The sequence below is a fragment of the Kitasatospora sp. NPDC004745 genome, assembly GCF_042873275.1.
GTDB lineage: Bacteria > Actinomycetota > Actinomycetes > Streptomycetales > Streptomycetaceae > Kitasatospora.
On sequence record NZ_JBIALK010000016.1, the window covers coordinates 109,646 to 128,120 of the forward strand.

The window sequence follows — 18,475 nt, forward strand, 5'->3', positions numbered from 1 at the left end:
CCAGTCGCCCCGGTCCCGTTCCACCGGTTTGCGGGGTGCGGGGTTCGGGGTGCGGGGGCTGGTGTATTGGGGGGGGGGTGACCCCGGTTGTGCCCCCCCGGGCGGCGCCCGGGCGCCCCCCCCCCCCCCCCCCCACACACAAGCAGCACGGGCACGAACGCGGGCACGGGCGCGGAGACCCACGCGGACCCGGGCGCCGGCGCGGGCCGTTCGCGAGGCCCCGGCGAAACACCCCGGTGGCGCAGCGCGTCACGGCCGCGGCGCCCCGAGGACCGGCCGGGTCGTGGCTCAGCCGGTGGCGGGGACGAAACGCATCGAGCAGCGGCGGTGTGTCCCGTCGTCGCCGAAGACCTGTTCCGCCATCCGCCAGCCGGCCGCCTCGATGCGCCGTACGTACAGGGCGAGGTTGCGCTCGGGATGGGCCTGGTGCAGACGGATGCTGCGCAGGTGCTCGGCGTCACCGCGCTCCCGGCACCACGCGGCGTGGCTGTCCACCGGGGCCAGGGCGGCGGGTAGGTGGCGGTCCATGCCGGCGATCGTAGGCGCCACCGGGCCCACCGGGCACCCGACTTCGCCCCTCGGCATCGCTGCCTGCCCCTCGCCGCTACCTGCCTCGGCCCGTACCCCGGCCACCCGGGACAGCCCGGGACCACCAGCCCCTCGTCTCGCGCCGCCCCCGGTTCCCGGGGCGTGGAACACCGCCGGACACTCCCCCACCGGGAACCGGGAACCGGGAACCGGGCACCGGACGCGGACGCGGGACGGGCACCCGGGCGCGCCGCGGGCGGGGCGGGCGGAGGCCCGACGGCTTCCGGCGCCCGGCTGCCTTCCTCGCCTGCTTGCGCCGCGCTCCCCGCTCACGACCCCCACCGCGCACCGCCCGTCCGCCCACCGCCCGTCCGCCCGGGGTGTCCGGGTGTCCGGATGTCCGGGTGCGCCCGCGCGGCGCGGCACCAGGGTGTCGCGGGCTGCGGGGCTGCGGGGGTGCGGGGGTGCGGGAAACCGCAGGGTGACCGGGCGGTCGGCCGCATGGTGACCGGCAGGGCCCGGTCCCTAGCGTGAACGGCATGATCACAGCAACGGTCCTCCTCCCGTTCCTCGACCCGCACGCCGCCTCACCCGGGCCCGCCGACGCCCTCTGGGCCGGGCCCGCCCACGCCGTCCTCGCCGACACCGGCCTTGCCGCAACGGCCCCGGCGCAGCCCGCCGGTGGGGTGGCCGGGTGGGTGCTGTCCGTCGTGGACTCCCTCGGTGCCGCGGGGACCGGGGTGGCCAACCTGGTGGACACGGTCCTGCCGTTCGTGCCCAGTGAGATCGTCCTGCCCGTCGTCGGATTCGCCGCCGGGCAGGGCCGGTTGAGTCTCGTGGCGGTCATCGTGTGGACCACGCTCGGTTCTGTCGTCGGTTCCTGGATCGTGTACGCGGCCGGGGCCGTGCTGGGCCGTGAGCGCACCCGTGCGCTGGCCGCCCGGATCCCGCTGCTCCACGCGCACGAGATCGACCGTGCGGAGGCGTGGTTCGAGCGGCGGGGGCGGATCACCGTGCTGCTGGCGCGCATGGTGCCGGTGCTGCGCAGTGTCATCTCCGTTCCCGCGGGGATCCAGCGCATGCCGTTGGCGGTGTTCACCGCTCTGACCGCGGCGGGCAGCCTGGTGTGGAACACGGTGTTCGTGGTGTTGGGATACTGGCTGGGCGACAACTGGCGCCTGGTGGAGGAGTACGGGGGATGGGTGTCCAAGGCCGTGGTGGCGGTGGCGGTGGTGGCCGTCGCCCGCTGGTTCCTGGTACGGGCGCGCCGGCGCCGCGGCGCCCGGCACCGCGCGTGAGAACCGCACACACCTCGGGTACCGCGCGCACCGCAGGTGCCGGGCGGGCGGCGGGCACGGAGCGGGTGGTGGGTGCGGTGCGGGCGGCGGCCGGGATCGCGCTGGGCGCGGTGACGGCGTGTGCCGCGCCGGCCGTCCTGGCCACGGCCGCGCTGACGCGTCGCGGCACGGCGGTGGTACGCCTGGCCGAGCTGGACCAGCGGCGCGTCGCCGCCCTCCTCGACACCACCCCCGCCCACCCCGACCAGGCCGACCAGGCCGGCAGAAGCGGGAGTCACGGCAACACCGGCAGGTCCGCCCACGCCGGTGCCGGAGCAGGTGCCGAAGGCGCCGGCGCCACCGGGGCCGGCGGCGGTGTCACCGGGGCCGGCGGCGGTGTGGAGGTGTGGCGGGCCCGGGCCTACCTGTGGGCGCGCCTGCCGGTCGGGCTGCTCGGCGGCGGGGCCCTGGTCCTGCTCGGCGCGGGGGCGTGGACGGTGGCGGGCGCGCTGGGCGCCTGGCTGAGCGGACACGCCGCCGACGGCATGCGGCCGACCTGGCCCGTCGCCGGCTACCTCCTGGCCGCCGCTCTGCTGCTGCTCTTCCTCGACCTGGCCGGTCTGGCCGCCGTCGCCGAACTCGAACGGCGTCTGGTGCGGCGTCACCTGGGCCCCGACGAACTGGCCCTGATGCGCCGGCGCATCGACGAACTGGCCGCCACCCGTTCCGGGATCGTCGAAGCCGTCGACGCCGAACGCCGCCGCATCGAACGCGACCTGCACGACGGCCTCCAACAACGCCTGATCGTCGTCGCGATGCTCCTGGGCCGGGCCCGGCGCAAGGACTCCGAGGAGCTGTACCGCCAGGCCCGGCACGAGAACGAACAGGCCCTGGAGGAACTGCGCCAGGTCGCCTGGCGCATCTACCCGGCGTCCCTGGACCAGCTCGGCCTGCGCGAGGCCCTGGCCGTGGACGCCGAACGCTGCCCCGTGCCCGTCCACCTCCACGGCGACCTGACCCACCGCCCCGCCCCCGCCATCGAGACCGCCGCCTACTTCGCCGTCCGCGAAGCCCTCACCAACGCCGCCAAACACGCCCGGGCCGCCACCCGCATCGACGTCACCATCCACCAGGACGCCCACACCGTACGGGTGTCGGTACGCGATGACGGAAACGGCGGCGCCGACCCCAACGGCACCGGACTGGCCGGCCTGGCCCGGCGCCTGGGCGCCCTCGACGGACACCTCACCATCGACAGCCCACCCGGCGGCCCCACCCACCTCACCGCGGAGCTGCCATGCGCCTCATGATCGCCGAAGACTCCGCCCTGCTGCGCGCCGGCCTCGAACGCCTCCTCGCCGACGAAGGACACCACGTCACCGCCGCCGTCGCAAACGCCGACGCCCTGCTGGCCGCCGTCGCCGCCGACCCGCCCGACGTCACCGTCGTGGACGTCCGCATGCCCCCCACCCACACCGACGAAGGACTGCGCGCCGCCCTGCACCTGCGCCGCACCCACCCCCAGGTCGGCGTCCTGGTCCTGTCCCAGCACGTCGAACAGCGCTACGCCGCCGACCTGCTGGCCGCCGACACCCGCGGCGTCGGCTACCTCCTCAAAGACCGCGTCGCCCGGGTCGAGGAGTTCCTGACCGCCCTGCAACGCATCCACGACGGCGACACCGTCCTCGACCCCGAAGTCGTCCGACGCCTGCTCGCCCGCACCCGCCACACCGACGACCTGCGCCACCTCACCCCCCGCGAACACGTCGTCCTGACCCTCATGGCCCAGGGCCACACCAACACCGCCATCGCGCAACACCTGTTCGTGTCCAAAAGCGCCGTGGAGAAACACACCAACGCCGTGTTCGACAAACTCCGCCTGCCCCGCGACGACAGCACCAACCGCCGCGTCCTGGCCGTCCTACGCTTCCTCGGCACCTGACACCCACCCCGGCAACCCCGGGGCCCCACCCCGGGGCCGGTACCCCCACCCCCGTCCCGCACCCCGGACCCGGTGGGTCCCCGGCCCCCGCCGGCGCAGCCCCCGGGAGGTGCGCCACCGGGCGCCACCGGGCTCCCGGGCACCGAGGGTGGCGCCCGGCCGCGCCCAGAGCCACCCCGGGCCAGCAGAGCGCAGAGCCGCTGGCCCGGAAGACCAGGAGCGCGAGGGCCAGGAGGGCGAGGGCCAGGGCCAGGAGGGCGAGGGCAGTAGGGGGCCCGGGGACCTGGGAGGCCGCGGGCCCGCGGGAGGCGGGGAGGCGGGTGGGCGGGGGCCGGAAGGGGCGGGTGGGCGGGGGCCGGAAGGGGCGGGTGGCTAAACCGTTTGGCGCACCACCACACGCCCTGCTACGTTTCCCCCGGCCGTGCGAGAGAACAAGGAGGTGGTACCCGTGAACGCAGTAACGACACGGGTGCTCTCCTACGGGGTCACGGTCGGGCGGTAGGTCGTCCGGGAGCGCCGTTCACAGCCCTCCCGAAAGGCACGACCATGCAGTTCACCTCCGAACAGCACCTCGACGACGGCGTCCTCGCCCGCGACTTCACCCTCGGCGACATCCCCGGCACCCTGTGGACACCCACACCCGGCCCGGCCCCCGCACCGGCGTCGGCCCCCGCCCCGGTGCCGCTGGTCCTCATGGCCCACAACAACGCCCTGCCCAGGCGCGAAGCCCGCCTGATCGCCCGGGCCCGCCACCTGGCCGCCGACGGCTACGCCGTCGCCTCCATCGACACCCCCGAATGCGGCGACCGGCCCCGCTCCCCCGCCACCGAACAGGCCCGCGCCGAGCTACGCCGGGCGATGCAGGCCGGCGAGAGCGTCGACGACGTCTTCGAGTCCTTCATCGGCCCGCTCGTCGACCAGGCCGTCCCGCAATGGCGCACCACCCTGGACGCCCTGCTCACCCTGCCCGGCATCACCGGCCCGGTCGGCTACAGCGGGTGGATGGCCGTCGGTATCGCCCTGGCCGCCGCCGAGCCACGCATCACCGCCGCCGGCTACTTCGCCGGCGGCTACGTCCCCCACGCCCAACGCGCCCAGGCCCGGCAGATCACCATCCCCCTGCTGATGCTGCTGCAGTGGGACGACCACGGCAACCCCCGCCACCGCGCCCTCGAGCTGTTCGACGCCTTCGCCAGCACCGAGAAAACCCTCCACGCCAACCTCGGCGGACACACCGGCACCCCCTGGTTCGAAGCAGAAGACGCCAGCCGCTTCTACCACCGCCACCTGAAGAAGTAGCCGCCCTCCCCAGGCCCCCGGCCTGAACCCGGACCCCGGACCCCGGACCCCGGACTCGCGACCTGAGCCCGGGGCCCGGGGCCGGGGCGCAGGACCGGGGCCCGGGGCTCAGGACCCGGGCCGGGGCCCGGGGCCGGGGCCGGGGCTCAGGACCCGGGCCGGGGCTCAGGACCCGGGCCGGGGGTCGGTGTTCCAGCCCGGATGCGGGCAATCCACCCGGCCGAAAGGTGCCACCGCCCATGCGCCCCGCGCTCTTCACCCTCGACCTGCCCGGCCCCGGACGACTGAGCACCATGGCCAGACCCCGCGGCCACGACTGGCTCGACGACGAGATGACCGCACTGAGCAACCACGGCGTCGACATCCTGGTCTGCGCGCTGACCGGCCCCGAACTCGCCGAACTCGGCCTCACCGACGAGCCCCGCGCAGCCACCGCAGCCGGGCTGCGGTTCCTCGCCGCCCCCATCCCCGACCGCACCGTCCCCGACCCCGCCGAGATCCTGCCCACCCTGCACACACTCGCCGAACAGCTCCGCGACGGCGCCCACATCGTCACCCACTGCCGAGCCGGCATCGGCCGCTCATCCCTCCTCGCGGCCGCAGTCCTCACCCTCACCGGCACCGCCCCCGACACCGCCTGGCACCACATCGAACGAGCCCGCGGCCTCACCGTCCCCGACACCACCGAACAACGACGATGGCCCCTGCACCTGCTCAACCACCCCTGACACCACCACCCAACCCCCAACACCCCCGCACGGGCCCCGGCCAACGACGAACCCACCACGCCCGCACCACCACCCACCGCCCACCGCCCACCGCCCACCGCCCACCGCCCACGACAACAACCACGGCCACGGCCACGGGCGCACCGGTCTGCCGGAGCAGGCAGCACACCACAGCGGCCCCGCCCAGCCGGGCGGCCCGGCCAAAGAGCAGCCGCGAAGGAACGGACGCGCCGGGCGGCGATGTCACGCCCTGGCCCCGGCCTGGACGGGGCCAGGGCGTAACCGAGGCTGAGGTTGCAAGGCCGGGACCAGGGACCGGGGCCGGGGTCCGGGTGCCGGGGGCGGGGGCCGGGGCCGGGGGCCGGCGTCGTTCGGCCTCGGCCGTGCGGTGGTCCGCCGCCAGGTGGCCGGGGCCGGTACCCGGCGGCAACGGCCCCCGCCTGCCGCCTCGCGCCTTCTGTTCGGGAACTCGTCAGCCACCGGCACCGGGCCGTGCCACCTCGCGCCCCCGGCCACCACGCCCGGCGGCCGCCGCGACAGGACGCCGGCGGCGGCCCGGGCCAGTCGGCCGATCCATGCCGACGTGCCGACGTGCCGACGTCACGGACCCTTCAGGACACGCTCAAGCGCCGACCGGCCCACAGGCCCCCAGTTCGGCTTGCCACCGGGCAGGCCGCGGTCCCCGTTCTGCCCCATCAGCATCAGGAACAGACTCTTCATCACCGCCAGCCCGCGCGCCCGTCGCAGCGCCGCTGCGTCCGCCCGCGCGTAGCCGGCGAAGAACCGGGACGCACCGCCCGCCGGGAGCAGCAGCCAGGCGGCCGTCAGGTCCCATGCCGGGTCGCCCGCGAAGAGTGCGCCGAAGTCGACGACGCCCGCCAGTGTTCCGTGCGTGACGACGACGTTCGCGGGGTGCAGGTCGCCGTGCACCCACACGCGCGGGCCCTGCCACGCGGGGGCCGTCGTCGCGTCGTCCCACACGGCCCGGACGTCGTCCTCGGGGAGGTCGCCGAGGTCGACGGCCTGCAGGTGGTTCTCGAAGGCGTCCGTGCACTCCCGGGGGTGGGCGCCGAAGTCCGCGGCGGGCGGCGCGTCGGCGGGCGCCTGCGTGTGCAGCGCTTTGAGGAAGGCCGCCAGGGTGTCGGCCGCGTGGTCGCCGCGGGTGATCGAGGCGTGGTCCAGTGGTGTGCCTTCGACCCAGGTCATGACGGTCCAGGTCTTGGGGAAGCGCTCGGACGGTGTCCCGTTTCGCACCGGGGTCGGGATCGGAAGCGGCAGGCGCGGGGCCAGTACCGGCAGCCAGCGGCGTTCCTTGAGCTGCAGGTCGGGGAGCGGGTCCATCCGCTGTACCCGGACGGCCAGCGTGTCCCCGAGGCGCCACATCTGGTTTCCCCAACCGCCCTCCACTTCGTGGATGGGCAGTTCGGCCAGATCCGGATGCTGTTCCCGCAACAGGTCGCGGAGCAGGTCCTCGCTGATCTCGGTCTCGGATTCGATCACGCGAAGCCACCGTACTCGAGGTGGGTGCGGCCGGTCCTGCTCTCGGGAAGGCCGGGGATTCGATCTCCCGTGTTCTCGCCGGCCCGCCCCGGACCCGCCCCGGGCCCGCCCCGGGCGAGGCCCGGGCGAGGCGGGCGCGCCGTGCGCCCCGCGGGCCGAACGGCCCGTCGTCAGGATCGGTGTGACGAACGGCCCGTGACAGCGCGGACGCCGACGAACACCGATGAACACACCGGCGAACAGGAGACGAAGCGATCAGCGCGTCTGCTGCCGGGCGGCCCGCTTGGCCTCCACCTTCATCCGCGCCTCCACCGCCTTGGGCGAATCGCCGTACCACCACCACGCGTACCCGGTGACCGCCACGTTCAGGGCCACACAGACGTAGAAACCCGGACCCAGGCCGTGCCACCCGTTCCTGAGCACGCCGAAAAGGGTCAGGAAGGCGAGGACGGCGATGCCTCTGAGCAGGATGGACAGCGTCTTCTTGGTACGCAGGTTCATGCCGCGCACTGTAGGGCCTCACCGCGATCTTGACCAAGCCCGCCGACACAACGGGCAATACCACCGCTGACCAGCCGAAACACCGCCATTCGAGCACCGCCGCCGGCCGGCGCCACCGCGCTGCGGGCCACGCCGCACGAGCCCGCCCGCACGGTCCCGGGCCGATGACCCGCACACCCGCCGACCGAACACGCACCGCCCCAACGCCCACACCCGCACCCACACCCACACCCACACCTCGCGCTCGCGCTCGCGCTCGGCCCCGCGGCAACGCCCGAACACCGCCCTGCCCGCACCCGCCGCCGAACTCCCCGCAGCGATCCCGGCCACCCCCCACCATCGAAGGACAAGCCAACAACACCAACACCCTCGAACCCGCCGAACCCCGCACCCCACAACCCGCTCCGCAGAACGGCTCCCGAACGCGCCGACGAACACTCGCCACTGCCGAACACACCACCGCCACCAACGGCCTGGACCCAGCCCTCCCCCACACCCGGCCCGACAGCTCCCACCACCACCCGACCACACCACCCCGCCTGAGCGGATAGCCTTCCGCCCCATGCACCACCCGACCGAACCCACCCCGCACAGCCCGGACCTACGCGTCATGCGCGGCATCAGCGTGAGCGAGATCGTCCTCGGCACCTCGCTGCGCCTGCACATCGGCCCGCACGGCATCGAGATCCACAGCCCCGCCGTACTGACCACCGGCCGCCAGACCCACCCCGTCCACGCCCCGGCACGCACCAACCTCGACCAAGCCGCCCAGCTCCTCGACCAGGTCATCGCCGACATCCACCCCCACGACACGGGCGCCCTACAGATCCGCTTCGCCAACGGATGGCACCTCGACGTCCCGGCGACCACCGACAGACCCGCCTGGACCATCGCCCTGGCCGGCCGGCACTTCCTCACCCCCACACCCGGCGGCACCACCACCTCCGACCGGCGAAGGCCCTGAAGGCCCTGAACCACCCCACCCACCCCGCGAACACCCCCACCACACCGCCCACACCGCCCACACCGCCCAGGCCGACACCGCCGACACCGCCGACACCGCCGACGAGGGACTGTTCTTCGATACGGTTCAGGGACGCCATTGCTCGCGGAAGTCGGGGTGCTCGGCGTAGGCCTGTGCAAGGACACGAAGGGCATGGGCCAGGCCGGCTGAACGCGGATCCGAGCGGTCCATCGCCGTGTGCTCCCGTGCCAGCACGTCGATCAGGTCCAGCAGGGGCAGGTGGCTGTCGAGGAGGGCCTCGCTGCCGAAGACCTGCGCGATGTAGGCGTAGGCGTGGTTGTCCTCCGTGGTGCGGGCCCGCAGGAACCTCAGCAGATCGTCCATGTGCTCATCCTCGTGCACCGCGCCACCTGACGGCCGCCCCCTTCTGCGCTGGTCGTCTGCGGGCCCGGACGAGGACGGCCGCGAGGTGACGTGCCGCCCGGCAGGCGATGGCCGGCTTGTCCCTCGGGTGCGATTCTTCCGCAGTGACGGGCCGAGCCGGCCGAACGCCGGGGCCCGGAGCCGGTGACAGGTGCGGGCAGGCAACGTGCTTGCCGTGCCTGCCCGTTACGTGATCGGATCGCGGCAGCATCGCGTGCCGGTGGCGGACCGCGCCAGGCATGGAGGTGCGCAACCGAAGGGACCACCGTCCGTGGCCTCCCGCGACGGCGACCGTGTAGTCGCCCTGAGCCTGCAACTCTCACAAGCACATCACGAACTGCGCCGCCAGATCAGCGAGATCAGGACGCGTCTCGGGCACCGCCGGTCGAGCGACGACACACTCGCCGCCCATTGCCTGGCCTTCTGTGCCGCGCTGACGTCACACCATCAGGGCGAGGACGACGCGATGTTCTCCCAGCTGCTGCGCGAACGCCCGGATCTCGCGACGACGGTCGCCAATCTCGTCGAGGATCACGGCATGATCGCATCCATCCTGTCCCGGGTGCGTGAACTCGCCGACAGGGCCGGCGCATCGGGCGGCCCGGCCCGGGAGGCGGTCCGACGTGAACTCGACGGACTGGCGGCGATCATGGAATCACACTTCAGCTACGAGGAGCGGACGATCAGCGAGGCCCTCGACGACGGAGCACCGGACCCCGGCTGGACCGACACGGTCTTCCGGTTCGGCAGGACATGAGTACCTGGTGGTGGCTCTTCGTCCGGAGACTCACGCTCAGGCCATGAGCCCGTATCCGCCCTGATCGCAGGCGGGGCAGGGACGCCGGTGCCCGCCGGCGGTGCGCAAGCGCCAGCACGGGTCGAGGCCGCCGCCGCAGACGAGGGTGCACAGTCGCAGGACATCCTCGACTCCGCGAAAGCCCCGGCAGGCGCCGGTGACCTCGAAACGCTCGGCAACCAGACGGCGGCAGACACCCTCAAGATCGACGACCAGGTGGCGGCAGGCACCCTCAAGATCGACGGTCAGGTGGCGGCAGGCGCCGTCAAGGTCGGCGGTCAGGTGTCGGCAGGCGCCGTCAAGGTCGGCGGTCAGGTGTCGGCAGGCGCCCTCGATCGCGCCGGTGGCGATCGGCCGGCCGCGGTCGGGGGCGGTGTCGTTCACGGAGCCGGGCGAAGTGGCCGAACGGGTAACGGTGGCAGGCGTCGACGGCCTCGCGTCGGGAAGCAGTCAGGTGTTCGTGGCCGGCCCGGGTGGTCATCTCGCCGGCCGTACGGGCGGCGTGGCCTGCGAGGACCGCGGCCGGGCGCTGCGGCGCTCGGCCGGCAGCCCGGACGTCCTTCACCCGCACGGCACCCCGGCCCTCCCCCGGGGCCCGCGCAACCCCCGAAGAGGCCCCGGGGCCCGTGCACGCCCCGGCAGGGGCCGGTGAAGGCCCTCACCCCCGGTCAGCCCGCAGATCACCGCCCTGTCCACGGACACCAGGACATCCGGGTGTAAGGAGTCATCTCATGTGGAGGGTCTGCGATGGCAGATACGGGGTGGCGCCGACGAGTCTGATCCCGTGTGTGAGGATCAGACCGTGCGTGCCTGTGAGGGGTGCACGCCTGCAAGACCGGCCCCAGAGGCAACGAGGAGTGCTGGAGATGTTCGCCGGGGGAACTGCGCGGTTGCTCGTCACGAACGACGGTGAAGCGCCGCTGGAGCTGACGGTGGAGCCCTGGGCCGATACCTACCAGATCCAGCGGCAGCAGACCTGCGTCGTTGTCACCCACTCGCCGGCGGCGGACGATTCCTGGTCCGGGACGTTGCGTGGGGATGAGCCCTTCCAGGTCGTGCATCGACGGGATTCGGTCACGGTGTGGGCCTACGGCTATTGCTTCCACCTCACTGACATGGCGGGCCAGGCGATCGACGCGGCCGACTGGCAGTGCCCGGCTCAGGGCACGGCCTCCTGAACGGCGCCTCGGGGAGGCGACAGACCATGTACTGGCGCTCCTTCGTCATAGCACCCGGCGAGTCGGCGGTGGGCAGACCAAGGCGGCCACGATGCTGGCGAAGGCGGCGAAGTGGCCAGCCTTGCGTTCGTAGCGGCGGTGGAGCCGACGGAAGCCGCCGAGCCAGGCGACAGTCCTCTCGATCACCCACCGGTGCCGGCCGAGGCGTTGGGAGGAGTCGACGCCTCGGCGGGCGATACGAGCCGGTATCTGCCGTCGCCGCAGGCATGAGCGGATGAAGCGGTGGTCGTAGGCTTCGTCGCCGTGCGGCTTGCCGGGTCGGCGTCTTCTGGGGCCACATCGTGAGCGGACGGGCGGCCCTGGACACGATCGCGTCGAAGCCGACGGGACCTGCCCTCGTGAAGGCAGGCCACCGCCCTCCCCACGACCCCAACATCCCCGGGCCCGGACACCCCGGGCCCGCACGCGGCCCGGCAGGGGCTGCACGACACCCGCCGGGAACCCACCGCACACCCCGGCCCTCCCCCGGGCCCGCGCAACCCCCGAAGAGGCCCCGGCGCCCGCACACCGGGCCCGCACGCGACCCGGCAGAAGCCACCGGGGACACCCACCCGGGGAAACCGGTCACCCACCACACACACGGCCGCGGGCCCCCCCCCCGGGCCCGGGGGGGGGCGCGCCGGGGCCCCCCCCACGCGGCCGACCCCCCGCAGGGGGGGGCCCCCCCCCGGCGGGGGCGGGGAAAAGACAGACCCGCCCGGCCCCCCCCCCCCGGCCCCGCCCCGGCCCCCGCCCCCCCCCCCGGGGCCCCCCCCCCGGGGCACCCCCCCCCCCCCCCCCCCCCCGGCCGGGCCCCCCCCCCGGGGCCGGGGGGGGGCCCCGCGACGGGACCCCACCAAGGCGGCAGACCCCAGGAAGGAGGGGCCACCGCCAGGGCGGGGCAGGAGAACAGACAGACCAGACAGACCCCACCCCGCCGGACGGGCCCAACGGGCCGGCCGAGCGGGCCGGGAGGCGGCCGAACCGGGGCGCCTGCGGACGGCGCGCGCCCCGGGGAGGGCGGGCCGCCCTCCCCGGGGCGGGTGAGACGCCCGCACCGGCGGGCCGCCCCGGGGGTTGGCCGCCCCGGGGCTTGGGCGCCCGGGGGGGGGCCGCCCGGGGGCTCCCCGGGGGGTGGGGCGGCCCCCCGGGGCGGGTCAGGTGATGGAGGCGCCCGAGTCGATGCTGATGACCTGCCCGGTCATACAGTCCTGATCGAGGAAGAGCCCGATCGAACGGGCCACCTCCCGCGGGGTCACGAACCGCGGCACCGGGACCTTCTGCAGCATCCCCGTGACCACGTGCTCGGGCAGCGTGTCCGTCATCCCCGTGATCATGAACCCCGGCGACAACGCGTTGACCGTCACCCCCCGCCGCCCGCACTCCGCGGCCAGCGTACGGGTCAGCCCCACCAGACCGGCCTTGGACGCCGCGTACGCGGTCTGCCCGGCGGTCGCGATCAGCGCCGACGGCGACACGATGTTCACCACCCGCCCCCACCGCGCCCGCAGCATCGCCGGCACACACACCCGCGCCGTGTGGAACGCACCCACCAGATTCGTGTCGATCACCTGCCGCCACTGCACCGGATCCTGCATCGCCATCAACGCGTCCTTGCGCACCGCACCGTTGTTGACCAGCACGTCCACCGGCCCCAACACCTCACCGATGCGCTCGTACATCGCCGTGACCGCCGCGAAGTCCGCCACGTCACCGGTGACCACCACATGCGCGTTCACCAGCTTGCCCGCCACGTCCTCGGCCGCCTCACGGGCACTGTTGTAGTGCACCGCCACCCGACACCCGGCCGCGTCCAGCTCCAACGCCAGCTCACGCCCCAGCCCACCGGAGGCACCCGTCACCAACGCCACCGGCGCATCCGGACGCACACCGAACACCTGAGCCCCGCTCACCGCGCCCCTCCCCACGTCAACAGCACCGAACCCCACGTCATCCCCGCCCCGAACCCGGCCAGCAACACCGTGTCACCGTCCTGGATCCGGCCCGCGTCCAACGCCTCCGCCAACGCGATCGGAATCGACGCCGACGCCGTGTTCCCGTACCGCTCCAGATTCGTCACCAACCGATCGGAGGGAATACCCGTGTGCGCGAGAACCGAGTTGATGATCCGGATGTTCGCCTGATGCGGCACCACATGATCCACATCCGCCGGCGTCAGCTTCGCCTGCTCCAGCGTCTCGCGGATCGTGCGCACCGTGTACCGCACCGCGTTCAGATAGATCTCGTTCCCGTTGATCTGCGCGTAGTGCAGACCCCGACGGACCGTCTCCTCACTGGTCGGCAACCGCGAACCACCCGCCAGGACCTTCAGACTGTCCTTGCACGAGCCGTCCGCGCCCAGGTTCCACGCCAGGATCCGCTCCACCGAACCCGGCTGCAACACCACCGCACCAGCACCGTCACCCACCAGGATCGACAGATCCCGGTCCTGCGGATTCGCCGTCAGCGTGTGCGTGTCCGAACCGATCAGCAGCACCGGCCGCGGATCCATCCGCAACAACCCCGCCGCCGTCACCAACCCGTACACGAACCCCGCGCACTCCGAATTCACGTCATGCGCACTGCCCGCGATCTCCAGCGCCTCGTGCACGAACGCCGACGTCGCCGGCGAAGGCTGCTCGGGCGTGGCCGTCGCCACGATCAGATGCGCGATGTCCGCACCCGACAGCCCCGCCCGCTCCAACGCCCGCCGACCGGCCTCGACAGCCATCGACGCGGTCGACTGCCCCGCCCCGACCGCCCGCCGCTCACGGATCCCGCACCGCGACACGATCCAGTGCTCATCCACACCGAACCGCTCGGCCAGCTCCACACTGGTCACCACACGCTCAGGGACCGAAATCCCCCACCCCGTGATGTCGAAGCCGCTCATCGACCGACCCTTCCCTGCGGATCAGACGCCGGCCTGGCCCACGAGCGCCAGAATCCGCCCGTGCACCACCCGCAACGTCGTCGTGTCATCGATGTCCGCGAACAACGACTCATCCGCCGGAATGTGCGGGTACCGGTTCTGGAACCCGTACAACCACTCCATCAGATCCAGCGAATCCACATCCGCGATGTGCTGCAACGCCGCATCCGCATCGATCTCCTGAGCACCCGACACCGCCTGCAACTGCGCGGCCAGATCCTCGACACTCGGAACCTCGGACATAACCATCTTCCCTTTCACTCAGACGATCCCTGACAGACAGACCCCACCCACAACCACCAGGCAGAGCCACAACACAACCGAACCCGCACAACCCGAACCAACAGGCCACACGGACCGAACAGGCCGAACAGGCCGAACAAGCCGCACGGACCGGACCGGAGGAACCAGACCAGAGGAACCGGACCAGGCCGAGCTCGAACGAGCCAGACCATCCCGGGCCAGGCCCGAACGAACCGGACACAACAGGGCTGGACCACCCGGACTCCAACAGGCCGGACCGAAAATGACCGGACCGGGCAACGCTCGGACGGACCGGACAGACCGGACCCGGCGGACCGGACGGACCGGACGGACCGGGCCAGGTGAACCGGACGGCACGCGCCAGACCAGGCCGGACTGCACCTGGCTGCACGACCTGGAGCAGGCCGCGCCGGAGCAGGCTGGACGACACCCGACCCGACAGGCCCGAAACAGACCCGACAGGCCCGACAGGCCCGACCGGACCCGGCCGGACAAGGCCGGACAGGACCGGGCCGGAACGGAACGGGCTTCGTGGGCCGCACGGCCGGGACAGACACCGCACCCCACAGGCCACCGGCCCAGGGCGACGACGCCACCCGCACAGCCCACACGAGACCCGACCCGCGAACCCGGACCGGACCCCACAGCGAGAGCCCCACCCACGGCAGAACCAGCCCGCGACCGGCCCCCGCGAAGCAGGACACCCGACGCCGGCCCCGCGAACGAGACCCTCACCCACGGACCCTGCAACGGCCGGCCCCCGCGAACGGGAGAACCGAAGCAAGCCCGGGCCGGACAGACCCGCGGGAAACCACCCCCGCCCCCGCCCGCACACCACCCCGCACCCCCGCCCCGCCCCGCCCCCACCCCCGACTCACCGGAGACAAGAACGAACGCGACGAAAGACGAACGAGACGACACACGAACAAGCAACAGGAACGGTCAGCCCGCACCCCGCGACACGACACCGCGAGACCCGAAGCCGTCTGCCTTACCGAAACCGCATGAAACCCGCCCCCACGCAAACAACCCGCAACCCCCCACCAGCCACCACGCTTGCGCACCGCTTGCGACAAGCACGCTTACCTGACCACCTGACCCACCCCACAACACACCGCACCCACACGCACGAACACCCAAGCCCAACACCCCAACAACCACCACCAGAGCAACCAGGCAACCGGCAACCGGCAACCGGCAACCGGCAGAACAGCCAGGCAACCGGGCAACCAGGCACCAGAACAGCCAGGCAGCCAGGCACCAGAACAACCGGGCAACCGGGCAACCAGGCACCAGAACAGCCAGGCAACCGGGCAACCAGGCACCAGAACAGCCAGGCAACCGGGCAACCAGGCACCAGAACAGCCGGGCAGCCGGGCAGCCGCGCAACCGGGCAACCGGGCAGCCGGGCAGCCGGGCAGCCGGGCAGCCGGGCAAGGCCACCAGGCCACCAGGCGCCCGAACAACGGGACAGCGGGACAGCGGGAAGCCGAACCGCGGGCAACAGGCAGCCGGCCACCAACCGGCAGCACCTCAGACACCGGGCACCGGCACCAGGACGCGAAGGGAAGGGACCACGTGCAACCACCACCAACAACGCACACCACCCCCACCCCCGACGACCACGCCACCCACCACCGCGCACCGGCCACCACCCCGCACCGTCACCACCACGGCAACACCCCCGGCCGGACAGCACCCCACCTCCGCCAACACCCGCACCCGCACCCGCACCGGGAACGGGAACGGAACCGGGCCCGCACCGGGACCCGCACCGGGACCGGCAGCCCCCGGCTACCCGCCACCCACACCCCGGGTACACCGCCGCCCCTGCCCCCAACGGCAGGGACCGCACCCGGCAACGACCGACAGGCCGACAAAGGGGGGCACGGGACGGCGGCAGCAACCGCGCTCACAGCCACACCAAGAGCGACCACGCCGCCCACCGGCACAACCCGGACCGCCACCCCCGTCCCACCCCGCAACCACAAGCCCCTCCACGGGCCAACAGGACGCGGACCGCACCACACACCCGGCCCGCACCGGGCGACGAACAGCCCCACCCCCCTCAGCGCGGGACACCACCACACCAACCGGCCACCAGCACCAGGCCGTTCACCCAGGCAGGCAGGCCACCAGCACCCGGGCAACCCCTCCCACCGGACGGCACCAGGCCGCCCCACGGACAGCACCAGCCCCGACGCACAACGGCCAACCGCCCCCGGGGGGCAGCACCAACCCAATGGAAGGCGGCCCACCACCCGGCACCAGGCCGCACCACCCACCACCGCACAGCGCAACCAGCCACACAGCGCAACCCCGCCAGGCCACAAGCCGCACACGAAACGCGACACAGCCCGGCACCCACACCCGACGGCGACGTCAACCAACCACGGAAACACCGCAGTTCACCGACACACCCCCGCAAGCCACGCCGACGCCACCCCGGCGCCACCCAGCACGACCCGGGCGTGCCACCCAGCGCCGAACAACGCCCCCCGGACCAGCCCACCCAAAGCCGGCCCCCGCACCACCAACGGCCACCAGGCCCACCAGGCCCACCGCACCACCCGGCGTCTGCTCCCGGCGACCACCGCCAACACCCCTGCAGACACCCAAAGCCCCACCCAACAACACACCCCAGCACCACCGCACCAAAGCACCACAGCGGCCCGAGGCATTGAGGCACCACAGCACTGAGGCAACAAGGCACTGAGGGACCGGGACACCGGGACACCGGGGCACCACCGGGCGCCGATGGCACCGGCGATCACCGCCGGCCACCACGCCCCCAAGACCACACAACCTCACGGCCCAACGACCTCAGGGCCCAACGACCTCAGGGCCGCACAGACTCGACGCCCCACGGCCCCACAGGTTCAAGGCCCCACAGGTTCAAGGCCCCACGGCCCCACGAGCTCCAGGCGCCACGAGCTCAACGCTCCACGGCCCCACAGCTCCAAGACCCCACAGCCTCAACGCCCAACGGCCAACGGCCACACGGCTCCAGGGCCCACAGGCCCGCGGCCCCACAGGCCAACGGCCACACGGCTTCAGGGCCGCACAGACTCAACGCCCCACGGCCACACGGCTCCAGGGCCCACAGGCCCGCGGCCCCTCAGGCCCACGGCCGCGGCCCCACAGGGGCCCGGCCCGCGGCCGCGACCACCCGGGCACCACCGCCCACCCACCACCACCACGTGAGGACCCACCCCATGACCACCATCGACGCCCGCACCATCAACCCCGACGTCGAAGCCATCCGCCACCACTACGAGGTCGGCAACGACCTGTACCGCCTCATCCTCGGCCCCACCATGATGTACTCCGGCGGCTACTGGGAGGACGGCGAAGACCTCGTCGCCACCCTCGACGAAGCCCAGGAACGCAAGCTCGACGTCTTCACCGACCTCGCCCACGCCACCGGCACCGCCAAGGTCCTCGACATCGGCTGCGGCTGGGGCACCATGCTCAACCGCCTCACCACCGTCCACGGCGTCAAGCACGCCGTCGGCGTCACCCTCTCCCGCACCCAAGCCGACTTCGTCCACGCCCTCGGCAACCCCGCCATCGAAGCCCGCGTCGAAAGCTGGGAAGACCACAAGGCCGACGGCGACCCCTACGACGCCGCGTTCTGCATCAACGCCCTCGAACACTTCGTCCTGTCCTCCCTCACCCCCAAAGAGCGCACCCAGCGCTACCGCGTCTTCTTCAAGCAGGTCCACTCCCTCCTCAAGCCCGGCGCCCGCTTCGTCCTCCACACCATGACCGTCGAAAACCCCCCACTGCGCCGCCAGCTCCTCGACGACCTCAAGTTCCTCCAGCGCGAAGAATTCGAAGGCTGCCACATCCCCCGCCTGCCCGAACTCGCCGCCGGCCTCGACGGACTCTTCGAAGTCACCGAAATCCGCAACGAACCCGAATCCTTCGCCCGCGCCTGCCGCGCCTGGCTCGAACTCCTCGCCGCCCGCCGCGACGAAGCCGTCACCATGTCCGACGAAACCACCGTCAAGCGCTTCGAACGCTACCTCGACATCTTCGCCTACACCCTCGAAGACCACATCTTCAACAACTTCCGCGTCACCCTCACCCGCCGCGCCTGAC

The 18,475-nt window shown here is 73.0% G+C and carries 17 protein-coding genes and 1 pseudogene; 9 read left to right on the plus strand and 9 right to left on the minus strand.

Annotation, left to right across the window (positions count from 1 at the left end; translation table 11 throughout):
* Positions 1-288 precede the first annotated feature (288 nt).
* Positions 289-528, minus strand: a complete 240-nt coding sequence (locus ACFYUY_RS24615) for a hypothetical protein (protein WP_387903685.1) — start codon at positions 526-528, stop codon at positions 289-291.
* Between the two features lie 539 nt (positions 529-1,067).
* Here ACFYUY_RS24615 and ACFYUY_RS24620 point away from each other — a divergent pair.
* The 5 genes from ACFYUY_RS24620 (at position 1,068) to ACFYUY_RS24640 (ending at position 5,774) form a co-directional block, all read left to right on the plus strand.
* On the plus strand, positions 1,068-1,826 hold the full coding sequence (locus ACFYUY_RS24620; RefSeq protein ID WP_387903687.1) for a DedA family protein: 759 nt from the start codon (positions 1,068-1,070) through the stop codon (positions 1,824-1,826).
* A gap of 68 nt (positions 1,827-1,894) precedes the next feature.
* On the plus strand, positions 1,895-3,115 hold the full coding sequence (locus ACFYUY_RS24625) for a sensor histidine kinase (RefSeq protein WP_387903689.1): 1,221 nt from the start codon (positions 1,895-1,897) through the stop codon (positions 3,113-3,115).
* Positions 3,103-3,747 carry a response regulator transcription factor gene (locus ACFYUY_RS24630; protein WP_360206703.1) on the plus strand — a complete coding sequence of 215 codons (645 nt, stop codon included), beginning with the start codon at positions 3,103-3,105 and terminating at the stop codon, positions 3,745-3,747. The genes ACFYUY_RS24625 and ACFYUY_RS24630 overlap by 13 nt, the downstream gene beginning before the upstream one ends.
* 546 nt (positions 3,748-4,293) lie before the next feature.
* Positions 4,294-5,046 (plus strand): dienelactone hydrolase family protein, encoded by a 753-nt coding sequence (locus tag ACFYUY_RS24635; protein WP_387903694.1) that lies wholly within the window; start codon positions 4,294-4,296, stop codon positions 5,044-5,046.
* Positions 5,047-5,285: 239 nt separating this feature from the next.
* The gene (locus ACFYUY_RS24640; RefSeq protein ID WP_387903696.1) at positions 5,286-5,774 is read left to right on the plus strand and encodes a tyrosine protein phosphatase; all 489 of its coding nucleotides are present in this window, start codon (positions 5,286-5,288) and stop codon (positions 5,772-5,774) included.
* A gap of 600 nt (positions 5,775-6,374) precedes the next feature.
* Here the strand turns inward: ACFYUY_RS24640 and ACFYUY_RS24645 are convergent.
* The gene (locus ACFYUY_RS24645) at positions 6,375-7,274 is read right to left on the minus strand and encodes an aminoglycoside phosphotransferase family protein (protein ID WP_387903699.1); all 900 of its coding nucleotides are present in this window, start codon (positions 7,272-7,274) and stop codon (positions 6,375-6,377) included.
* A gap of 255 nt (positions 7,275-7,529) precedes the next feature.
* Positions 7,530-7,775, minus strand: a complete 246-nt coding sequence (locus ACFYUY_RS24650) for a hypothetical protein (protein WP_387903702.1) — start codon at positions 7,773-7,775, stop codon at positions 7,530-7,532.
* A 562-nt stretch (positions 7,776-8,337) separates the two neighbouring features.
* Between ACFYUY_RS24650 and ACFYUY_RS24655 the strand changes: the two genes are divergently transcribed.
* A complete protein-coding gene (locus ACFYUY_RS24655) occupies positions 8,338-8,739 on the plus strand; it encodes a DUF6188 family protein (RefSeq protein WP_387903705.1) in 402 nt (133 codons plus the stop codon).
* A gap of 126 nt (positions 8,740-8,865) precedes the next feature.
* Here the strand turns inward: ACFYUY_RS24655 and ACFYUY_RS24660 are convergent, their stop codons facing one another.
* Entirely contained in the window at positions 8,866-9,123 is a 258-nt protein-coding gene (locus ACFYUY_RS24660; RefSeq protein ID WP_387903707.1) for a DUF6221 family protein, read from the minus strand.
* Positions 9,124-9,433: 310 nt separating this feature from the next.
* Between ACFYUY_RS24660 and ACFYUY_RS24665 the strand changes: the two genes are divergently transcribed.
* Complete coding sequence (locus ACFYUY_RS24665) at positions 9,434-9,919, plus strand: hemerythrin domain-containing protein (protein ID WP_387903710.1); 486 nt, start codon at positions 9,434-9,436, stop codon at positions 9,917-9,919.
* A 36-nt stretch (positions 9,920-9,955) separates the two neighbouring features.
* Here the strand turns inward: ACFYUY_RS24665 and ACFYUY_RS24670 are convergent, their stop codons facing one another.
* Positions 9,956-10,342, minus strand: a complete 387-nt coding sequence (locus ACFYUY_RS24670) for a hypothetical protein (protein WP_387903712.1) — start codon at positions 10,340-10,342, stop codon at positions 9,956-9,958.
* Positions 10,343-10,824: 482 nt separating this feature from the next.
* On the opposite strand from ACFYUY_RS24670, the gene ACFYUY_RS24675 reads away from it, so the two are divergent.
* Positions 10,825-11,136 carry a hypothetical protein gene (locus ACFYUY_RS24675; RefSeq protein WP_360207169.1) on the plus strand — a complete coding sequence of 104 codons (312 nt, stop codon included), beginning with the start codon at positions 10,825-10,827 and terminating at the stop codon, positions 11,134-11,136.
* 53 nt (positions 11,137-11,189) lie between these two features.
* Here the strand turns inward: ACFYUY_RS24675 and ACFYUY_RS24680 are convergent.
* The 4 genes and pseudogenes from ACFYUY_RS24680 to ACFYUY_RS24695 form a co-directional block, all read right to left on the minus strand.
* A pseudogene (locus ACFYUY_RS24680) lies at positions 11,190-11,493 on the minus strand (transposase); the annotation flags it as partial.
* Positions 11,494-12,332: 839 nt separating this feature from the next.
* Positions 12,333-13,088: an SDR family NAD(P)-dependent oxidoreductase gene (locus ACFYUY_RS24685; RefSeq protein ID WP_360206677.1), complete on the minus strand. Its 756-nt coding sequence runs from the start codon at positions 13,086-13,088 to the stop codon at positions 12,333-12,335.
* Positions 13,085-14,068 carry a beta-ketoacyl-ACP synthase 3 gene (locus ACFYUY_RS24690; RefSeq protein WP_360206675.1) on the minus strand — a complete coding sequence of 328 codons (984 nt, stop codon included), beginning with the start codon at positions 14,066-14,068 and terminating at the stop codon, positions 13,085-13,087. Before ACFYUY_RS24690 ends, ACFYUY_RS24685 begins: the two co-directional genes overlap by 4 nt.
* Before the next feature lie 21 nt (positions 14,069-14,089).
* Entirely contained in the window at positions 14,090-14,350 is a 261-nt protein-coding gene (locus ACFYUY_RS24695) for a hypothetical protein (protein ID WP_360206673.1), read from the minus strand.
* Between the two features lie 3,236 nt (positions 14,351-17,586).
* On the opposite strand from ACFYUY_RS24695, the gene ACFYUY_RS24700 reads away from it, so the two are divergent.
* Entirely contained in the window at positions 17,587-18,474 is an 888-nt protein-coding gene (locus ACFYUY_RS24700; protein ID WP_360206670.1) for a class I SAM-dependent methyltransferase, read from the plus strand.
* Position 18,475: the final 1 nt, after the last annotated feature.